The sequence below is a fragment of the Fusibacter sp. genome (assembly GCF_057447755.1).
Genome location: NZ_JBVBZF010000128.1, coordinates 1 through 9,607, shown reverse-complemented (window position 1 = coordinate 9,607; position 9,607 = coordinate 1). Strand labels below are relative to the sequence as shown.

Below are 9,607 nucleotides of genomic sequence, written 5' to 3'. Positions count from 1 at the left end.
TTCAAGACCAAGTAATCATCCGCATTTTGATTTTCAAAGACTCTTGCCTTGGCTTGGGTATAGTTTTCCATCGTCTTATGACGGTTCAAATGGTCAGGCGTCACATTGAGTATAGCAGCCACATGTGCCTTGAAATCAATAATAGATTCCAGCTGAAAACTGCTGAGTTCAGTGACCATTACCGTATTTTCACTTGCTTCCTTCGCTTTTGATACTGCAGCAATTCCGATATTGCCCACGACAAAATGGTCTCTTTGAGCGTTTTTGAACATCTCACCGGTTAAAGCAGTCGTTGTGGTCTTGCCGTTGGTACCGGTAATACCGACAAACTGGCCCTTGCAAAGCTGATAAGCCAGCTCTATTTCACCGATAATCGGCATATTCATGGCTTTGATTTTCTCTATAAAGGGAATATCAAGAGGTACTCCAGGGCTCACTACAACAAGATCATACTGGTCTACGGCTTCAGGATGTCCACCTAAGATTGTTTCCACCACATAGGGTTCAATTTCAGGGATCAAGCTCTCAAGTTGAAGTGCCGATTTGGCGTCATTCACAACGACGAGTGCCCCTTCTTCTTTTAAAGCTTTAATTGCTGAAATGCCAGACTTCGCAAGTCCAATCACCAAAACACGTCGATCTTTAAAAACCATCTGAGTAACCTCCAAGATTCTAGTATATTAAAATGCCAATAACGCTCATAACAAGTGTAATAAGCGAAAAAATGCCTACAATTTTCTTCTCTGTATAACCAACGAGTTCAAAATGGTGATGAATTGGCGCCATCTTGAACACTCTTTTTTTAGTCTTCTTATAAACGCTTACCTGTATGATCACCGATAGGGTTTCAATCACATAAATCAGACCTATCACTGGTATCCACAGTTGTAACTTTAGGACCACCGCCATAGCAGCCACGATGCCGCCAAGTGCCAATGATCCCGTATCCCCCATAAATACTTTAGCCGGGTGCCAGTTAAACTTTAGATAGGCAATAAGCGCACCTGCCATCGCCAATGAAAGCATTACCATTTCAGGCTTGTCTTGCAAAAATGAAAGATATGCAAATGCAAACATTACAATCGTAGTCACCGATGCCGCAAGGCCATCTAGTCCATCTGTAAGGTTTACCGCATTATCAACCGCTATAAAATAAAAGAGCATAAATGGGATAAATGCAATACCAAGCTCAACCTGATAGCCAACCACAGGCAAGTAAATCGCTGTACCAAACTTAACTGCCATTACAGCTAGAATAAGGCTGACTAAGATTTGAAGCACCATCTTTTGCTTGGCCTTTAAGCCAAGATTGTGTTTTCTAACGACCTTGATGTAGTCATCCAAAAATCCAACAACACCAAAGGCCAATAGACCCGTTAAGACATAAATGACTTCATAGGACTGCATCAAGAAAAAACAAACTGGTATTAAAAATGCAGTTATAAAAATCAAACCACCAATAGTAGGCGTTCCGCCTTTTGAAAGATGCGACTGAGGCCCTTCCTCTCTTATGGCCTGACCAAATTTAAGCTTTTTTAATTGAGGAATAATCACAGGGCCAAGTAGTAGTCCCCCTACAAAACTCAATAAAAAAAACGCAATGTAATACATATAATTATACTCGAAAATTGTTAACATATTATTTCCTCTCATTAAAAAATGCTTGTACGACTTCTTTATCGTCAAAATGAAACTTTGTTTTACCTATAATTTGATAGTCCTCATGACCCTTACCCGCAACCAGAACCACATCGTCATCCCCTGCCATCGATAAGGCCTTGTAGATGCCTTCACGTCTGTCTTCAACGACAAATAAATCATCTGATGCTTGCATACCTTCAAGGACATCCTTTATGATTTGATCAGGTGCTTCCGTTCTAGGATTGTCACTGGTCAATACGACGATATCTGACATGCTCTGAGCGATGCCTCCCATCATAGGTCGTTTTTTTCGATCTCTGTCACCACCACAGCCAAACACTGTGATGATTTTGCCTTTTGCAAACTCTTTGATGGCAACCAGGACATTCTCAAGGGCATCCGGCGTATGTGCATAGTCAAGCAAAACAGTTCTATTAAGTGGATTCGGAACTGCTTCTAGTCTTCCTCTAACAGGTTTGATTTCAGGAATCAATGCACAGATCTCAGTGAGTGTATGGTTTTGAAGTAACATCACGCCCATACATGCCAGAAGATTGTAAATGTAAATCTTGCCTGGAATATTGAGCGATACTTTCACGCTTTCCTGTTTCCAATTAACATCAAAGGAGCTCCCCCACTGATAATACGCTATATTGTTAGCCCATAGCTGCGCCCCGTCGGTTAGACCATATGAAAGACAAGGTTTTTCATTGCCTATGGTCTCAATAATTCTTTGACCGTATTGGTTGTCATAATTGACCACGCAGCCTTTTTTTGCCATCTTAAAGAGCATGAGTTTCGATTCAAAATAATCCTCAAAGTCAGGATGAAAATCCAAGTGATCCTCTGTTAAATTTGTAAAAACGGCATAATTAAACGACATGCCCTTAACTCTCCCGAGCTTTAAAGCATGTGAGCTAACCTCCATAAAGCAATTGTCACAATTTTTATCAGAAGCCTCCTGCATTAAACGCGCAAGTGCAAGTGCATCAGGTGTTGTGTTTTGAGTGGGTATTTTTTCAGTGCCGATGAAATTGGCAATTGTGCCAAATACAGCATTTTTGTGCCCCAATGTCGTGTAAAGGTTATTCAGCATTTGGGTAATGGATGTTTTACCATTGGTGCCAGTTATGCCGACGACGTTCAACTTCTCTGTGGGATAATCATAAAAAACATTAGCCACCTCGGCTAAAGCCAACGTAGTATTGGCAACCTTAACAATCGTCACACCCTTTGGAACCTTATCAAGGTCTATATCCTTTTCTACCAATATGGCCACAGCTCCAGACTCTATTACTTGTCCAATAAAGTCATGTCCGTCTCTCTGATAGCCTGAAATTGCAACAAACAAGGCATCCTTTTCAATCCTACCAGAATGATGCTCAATTTGATTGATTTCTATATCAAGACTTCCCTTTATTACATCAAAGGTTGAATCACTTAAGAGCTTTTTTAACTTCATATTGCCTCCTGTCTTCTTTACCTAATCTTCTGTGGCAACCTCATCACCCACGGATAAAATCATGGTTGCACTGTCAGAAATCATTGTATCTGCAACCGGATACTGGTCGACGATCAATAGATTTGCATTGTCTATCGTTATAGGATCTGTCGAAAAGCTAATTTTCATCTTGGTCAGTATCTTAGCAGCCTCTTCATATGTCAATCCCACAAGATTAGGCGCTTTAATTTGCTTGCTCTCCTTAATCTCAGGAATTATGCCCTTATATCTTAAAATATCTTCTAACATTTCTTTGACGATTGGGGCTGCAACACTACCCCCACCAAACTCATCTTGCGGCGCATCCACAACAACATAAACCACGAACTGGGGAGCATCAATAGGCGCAATCCCCACAAATGAAGCCACAACGTTGTCTTCTTGATATGAGCCATCCTCAAACTTTCGACTCGACCCCGTCTTACCGCCGACTCTAATGCCGTCTATATAGGCATTATGGCCTGTTCCGTCCTTAACGACGGCTTCAAGCATGACTCTCATTTTTTCTGAAGTAGCTTCAGTGATGACTTGTCTCGTTTCCACACGTGGATACAAATTCACAATTTCACCATTTTCATCAATGACTTCCTTAATAATATGGGGTTCTAATAAATAACCACCATTTACGATTGCAGACATGGCTCTAGCCACTTGAATCATAGTGACGTTTATACCATGTCCATATGACATCGTGGCAAGTTCAACTGGTCCCACCTTATCCTGAGGAATCGAGATTGAATTTGCCTCTGCTGGTAAGCCAATGCCCGTTTTATCAAAAAATCCAAATAAGTCTAGATACTTATAATAAGTTTCTAAACCAATCATATCAATCGTCTCCATAAAAACAGGATTACATGAGTTCATCAAACCCTCAAGGAAGGTTTCTTCGCCATGTGCACTTGGGTAAATCCAACAGTGAAGTGGAACACCTGCGACATATTTTACACCCTTGTCCACAAATTTTGTATTTAAGTTGACCAATTCTTCATTTAATGCAATTGCAGCTGTTACTGCCTTAAAAACCGAACCCGGTTCGTAGGTGTTTCCAATGACGATGTTACGCCACATTTCATTCCAATACTTTGACTTTTCTTCAGGACTATAACCTGCGAAGACTTCAGGGTCCATAAGACCACTTACATCTCTTGCCGCATTAAGATTGTAATCCGGTTTAGAAGCCATGGCAAGAATTTCACCAGTCATAGGGTCCATAACAATTGCTGAGGCTGAAATTGGCGTATGTTTGATCATGGCCTCTTCTAGGCGTTCCTCAACAAAATACTGAATGGTATCATCAATTGTAAGCTTGATGGCATTTCCATTTAAAGGGGCAACCAGTGTATCTTCACCATATGGCAGTTGTCTACCGTGAACATCTGTGGTGACAAAGAACTTGCCTTCAGTTCCTTTTAAAACGCTGTTCATAAAATACTCGATGCCTGTGAAGCCATCGTTATCAGCATTGACATTCCCAATCACATGAGAAGCCAAATTATCGTAAGGATAAATACGCTTGTTGTCTTCAGTAACCGATATACCTCTTATGCCTTTGCTGCGAATCAGGTCGCCTTGACTCTTGTCGAGGTCCGAGACCAGTTTAACATAGACGGTTGATGCGTCTGTTATCTTCTTTTGAATTTCATTTGTATCCAGACCAAGTGCATCACCAATCAAGGCCGCAGTATCATGCGGATTTTTAACATCGGAAGCTTTCACCCAAATCGAGAAGGTCTTAATTGAAAATGCAAGTTTATCGCCATTTCGATCTAAAATATCGCCCCTTTTTGCAGGAATCGGGATGTTCTTGTTTTGTTGATCCTTTGCCATCGCAGTCAATTCGTCTTTCCAAATGACTTGAATATAAAACAATCGACCAATCAAAGCCCCCATCAGACAGCATGTGATGACGAAAAAAATCAATAATCTATTTCTAAATTTGGTCATTAATTTGCCTCCAAATGATCACTACTACTATTATAACCGAACGCGATAATATATCAATAAACAAGTTTGAACCTTAAAAAATTCAGACTATTTCATACTTTGTAAAGTAAATTTTATTATATAAAATAAAAGTCTGCGGTTAGCAGACTTGTTTTAACTGTAATCAATTGTTTTTACTGACTTTAAAAATTGCTGTGACCATGTCTTCAAACAGCTTTGGTTCATCCTTTACCACATCTGAAGCTAGTGGAATTGCAGTTTGCTTTTCTGTAAGTGCATATTGGACCGTTGGATCGATGTAGACAATCTGTTCTTTGGTTGGATATTGCATCTTAAGCTCTTCAATTGCAATTTTCTCAACAGCCTTAAGCTCTGTCTTTTGCTCTATATCCGCATTGAGCTCTTCTATCTGTGTATTCAGAGATTTAATTTCAGACTTTAAGTTAAAGATGTTGTACTTGGCTTCACTGACAAGAGAGTTCTTGTAGATAATCATACTCAGCATTGCCACGAAAATAAACACTAAAAGCATCGACTTCACGATGTTGACAAAAGTCGCCTTAGCTCTTTTCTTTTGCTTTTCTCTTTCTAAGCGTTTCTTTCTGATATTGACGATTTTAGCCGATTGTGACTTGTTAAAATCTTCAATTTCATATTCGCTATGCAACATTTCAGCTGAATACATACTACCCCTCCTTGGGTACTATTTTACCTGAGCAACCCTTAACTTAGCGCTCCTTGCTCTAGGGTTGTTTTCAAGTTCTTCTTCTGACGGTAAAATAGGTTTTTTTGTTATTATTTTTATTTTAGGTTTATTGTTACACACACAAACCGGTAATTCCTTAGGACAAATACAGCCTTCTGCTAGTCTCTTAAATGTGGTCTTAACAATTCGATCTTCTAATGAATGGAAGGTTATAATGGCAATTCGCCCCCCCTTATTCATAACACTTACTGCGTCTTCAATTGTTTTCTCAATAATTTTAAGCTCGTTGTTAACTTCTATTCTAATGGCCTGGAAAGTCCTCTTTGCCGGATGCGGTCCATCCTGTCTCGCCTTGGCTGGTATTGCCTTTTTAATAATGTCCACAAGTTCAAAAGTCGTTTCAATTGGTTTTTCAGCTCTTGCCTCTACGATGAATTTGGCAATTCTCACCGCCCAATTTTCTTCACCATATTCTCTGATGATTTTGAGAAGTTCTCCTTCTGAATAAGTATTAACAACATCCCAAGCGGAAAACTTAGAGGTTTGATCCATCCTCATGTCCAGCGCTCCGTCGTTCATGTAAGAAAAACCACGCTCCGCTTCATCAAGTTGGAATGAAGATACACCAAGGTCTAGGACAAGACCATCTATTTTTTCAATATTGAGGTCCACAAGAACCTGCTTTATGTTTTCGAAATTACTATGTGCCGGAATAAACTTGCCTTCAAAAATGGATAAACGCTTAGTTGCCGCAGCCAGTGCGTCCTGATCTTGATCTACACCGATGAGTTTACCGTCCTCAAGAAGCTGAAGAATCTTAAAAGAATGTCCGCCACCGCCTAGGGTGCCATCAACATAAATCCCGCCCGGTTTTACATTTAAGCCTTCTATCGTTTCCTTCAATAATACTGTTACATGATTAAACCCCATAGTTCTACTCTCCCATCTCAATCCATTTGCGGTTAGAAACTGATTCCCAGAGATTCCATATCCTCTGCTAAATCGTCCATATTGGCAGTCATAAAGTCATTATATGCTTCCCATGCCTTTTGATCCCAAACTTCTATTCGAGAGCCTGCACCATTTATGTATACTTCTCGATCAATACTGGCATGTTCTCTAAGGGGCTGTGGTAATAAAATTCTGCCTTGTTTATCTAAAGAGCACTCTGCTGCACCAGCAAAAAATGAACGTGCAAACGCTCTCGCCTTCTTATTAGAAAGGGGTAGCGCTTTCAATTTTTCCTCAAACAACTGCCACTCGTCCATTGAAAAGATAAACAGACAGTTATCAAGGCCTTTAGTGATATAAAAATTATCACCTAACTTTTCTCTAAATTTTGATGGTATGCTCAATCGATTTTTAGCATCGACAGAGTGTCTGTATTCTCCGGTAAACATCATCCACTCGTCCTTTGTTTTAAAAGTTATGGTCTTTCTACCCACTTTGTAACATTTTATACCACTTTATATAGTTATTTTAAACTTTTTTTTAATAAAGTGCAACAAAAAAAGCGACTTTAAAATAAATAAAGTCGCTTTTACCCAAGCCTCTAGTGCTTAAGTCTCATGTTCTGAATGAATTGAAATTTCAATCTTTTTGTAATTGTAAAACTATTATTCGACTCTAGTTCTACATACAGTCTACTATGGTTTTAGACACCCTATATCTAGTGGTTATCTTCAATTTTCCATTTCCCACTTTTTTTTGCATATAGAATAAAGCCCGTCCCAATTGCGATGAATATTAAACTGATCACCTGCGCCATTCTGAGCGGCCCAATCATCAAACTATCCGTTCTCAGACCTTCGATGAAAAATCGTCCAATCGAATAGAAAATCATGTACTTTAAGAAATGTTCGCCATAGAATTTACGCTTTTTGAAGGTCAAAAGCAAAACTGCAAAAATTGCTAAATTCCATATTGATTCATATAGGAATGTCGGATGTACCTTGACACCATCCACCATGATCCCCCACGGTAAGTCTGTAGGGCCACCATGTGCCTCTTGGTTGATGAAGTTTCCCCATCTACCAATGGCTTGTCCCAAAATCAAGGGCATAGAAACCATGTCCGCTAAATCAGCAAACTTGAGTTTTTTGATCTTACATACGATATAGCCACCAATTAGACCACCGATGATGCCACCGTGTATGGCAAGACCACCTTGTCTAAAGGCCAAGATCATATTGGGGTGTTGACTATAATAGGACCATTCAAATATAACATAATACGTCCTAGCACCTATGATCGCCGACGGCAGGACAACAAGTGCCAAATCTATAATGTCATTTTCTTTATAGCCATATTTTTTACCGAGCTTAGTGAGTAAAATTACACCCAAAAACATTGCAGATGCTATGATGATCCCATACCAAGCGATGCCTATCCCAAATATTTCAAATGCGTAACGGTTCATTTTTCACCTATTCCTTTAAGTCGTTTTTTAAGAGTATTGCCATCGAATGATTATCCAAATCCTCAAAAAAGTAATTAAATACCTCCCTTGTATAATCATAAGTTACATTCTTATAGGCTTCAATTTGCTTATAAAAATCTCTGTCCTTTGTGCTTAGATACGTAAAGTTAGACGCGATGACATTTAATGAATTCATAGAAGAGACAACTCTTCCTATCATTTTGCGCTTGATGCGTTCGAAATTTGCCTGCTCAAAGCCATTTTCTTTAAAGTACTTGAGACTTTCAAAAATTTTCTTTTCAACCGCTTCAATATCATCAGTATCATTTGAAATAATCATAAATGAGTAATCATCTTCAATCTGTACATCAAGTTCAAATTGACCCTGAATCAACTTTTCTTCATAAGCGTCCTTAAAAATTTTACTCCCCCTACCAAAGACCAAGTCAACTGCGATTTTCATCGCTGCAGCATAATCATAGAAGTCGCCAATAAGGGGTTTGGTATGCTTGAAAGCAAGTTCAAATCGATTCTTGTGAACATCGCCATATATAACACTACGTTTATTTTGAACTGCATGAGGTTCAGTATAAGTCACTTTTCTCGCCGTATTCTTTCTTTGCTTGAACTCATCTGTTTGAAGGCGATCCACTAACTTTATTGTCTCGAGGACATCGACATCTCCGAAGATAATCATTTTCATATTTTCAGGCGTGTAAAAAGAATTATAACACAAGAGTACTTTTTCAGCATCTATTTGGTTAATAGACTCAACAGTACCTGCAATTTCGTCCTTGACCGGATGCACTGAAAAAAGTGATTTCATCAGCTCACGATTTAGCTGCCATGACGGTTCATCCTCATACATCCTAATCTCTTGTTCGATAACACCAATCTCTTTATGAACGCTCTTATCAGTCACGTTAAGCTGCTGAACAAAGTTCATTAGCAAACTAATTGCATCTTCTGTATATTTAACAGCATCACAGTGGTAAACTGTGGCATAATTGCTGGTATAGGCGTTTATCGTCGCTCCAATTTCTTCAAAAGCTGAAAAAGTGCTCTTTTCTGCATCTTCAAAAACCTGGTGTTCAAGAAAATGAGCAATACCGGCAGGCATCTCTACATATTGGTCATCGCCAATGTAAAATTGGTTATGGATTCCGCCGTAGTTCACTGCGAAAAAAGCGTATTTTTTTTCAAAATCTTTTTTGGGCACAATCACTACTTCTAAGCCTGATTCAAGAAAAACGCGATGGTACATTTCATTTATATAGTCATTTGAAATAATCATAAATGAGTAATCATCTTCAATCTGTACATCAAGTTCAAATTGACCCTGAATCAACTTTTCTTCATAAGCGTCCTTAAAAATTTTACTCCCCCTACCAAAGAC

Annotated in this window: 9 protein-coding genes; all 9 read right to left on the bottom strand. The window is 39.1% G+C overall.

Going from position 1 to position 9,607, the window contains the following annotated elements; genetic code table 11:
- Positions 1–653 (bottom strand): UDP-N-acetylmuramoyl-L-alanine--D-glutamate ligase (gene murD / locus AC220I_RS13555; protein WP_486724382.1); only part of this gene is annotated, 653 nt, incomplete at its 3' end.
- Positions 654–672: 19 nt separating this feature from the next.
- Positions 673–1,638 (bottom strand): phospho-N-acetylmuramoyl-pentapeptide-transferase, encoded by a 966-nt coding sequence (gene mraY / locus AC220I_RS13550; protein ID WP_486724381.1) that lies wholly within the window; start codon positions 1,636–1,638, stop codon positions 673–675.
- Between the two features lies 1 nt (position 1,639).
- A complete protein-coding gene (locus AC220I_RS13545; protein WP_486724380.1) occupies positions 1,640–3,103 on the bottom strand; it encodes a UDP-N-acetylmuramoyl-L-alanyl-D-glutamate--2,6-diaminopimelate ligase in 1,464 nt (487 codons plus the stop codon).
- A gap of 21 nt (positions 3,104–3,124) precedes the next feature.
- Positions 3,125–5,086: a penicillin-binding transpeptidase domain-containing protein gene (locus AC220I_RS13540; protein ID WP_486724379.1), complete on the bottom strand. Its 1,962-nt coding sequence runs from the start codon at positions 5,084–5,086 to the stop codon at positions 3,125–3,127.
- A gap of 163 nt (positions 5,087–5,249) precedes the next feature.
- Positions 5,250–5,771 (bottom strand): hypothetical protein, encoded by a 522-nt coding sequence (locus AC220I_RS13535; RefSeq protein ID WP_486724378.1) that lies wholly within the window; start codon positions 5,769–5,771, stop codon positions 5,250–5,252.
- A gap of 18 nt (positions 5,772–5,789) precedes the next feature.
- Positions 5,790–6,722 carry a 16S rRNA (cytosine(1402)-N(4))-methyltransferase RsmH gene (rsmH, locus tag AC220I_RS13530; RefSeq protein ID WP_486724377.1) on the bottom strand — a complete coding sequence of 311 codons (933 nt, stop codon included), beginning with the start codon at positions 6,720–6,722 and terminating at the stop codon, positions 5,790–5,792.
- Between the two features lie 32 nt (positions 6,723–6,754).
- Positions 6,755–7,192, bottom strand: a complete 438-nt coding sequence (gene mraZ / locus AC220I_RS13525) for a division/cell wall cluster transcriptional repressor MraZ (RefSeq protein WP_486724383.1) — start codon at positions 7,190–7,192, stop codon at positions 6,755–6,757.
- A 269-nt stretch (positions 7,193–7,461) separates the two neighbouring features.
- The gene (lgt, locus tag AC220I_RS13520; RefSeq protein ID WP_486724376.1) at positions 7,462–8,211 is read right to left on the bottom strand and encodes a prolipoprotein diacylglyceryl transferase; all 750 of its coding nucleotides are present in this window, start codon (positions 8,209–8,211) and stop codon (positions 7,462–7,464) included.
- 7 nt (positions 8,212–8,218) lie between these two features.
- Positions 8,219–9,607: EF-P 5-aminopentanol modification-associated protein YfmH (gene yfmH, locus AC220I_RS13515; protein WP_486724375.1), on the bottom strand; the 1,389-nt coding region annotated here is incomplete at its 5' end.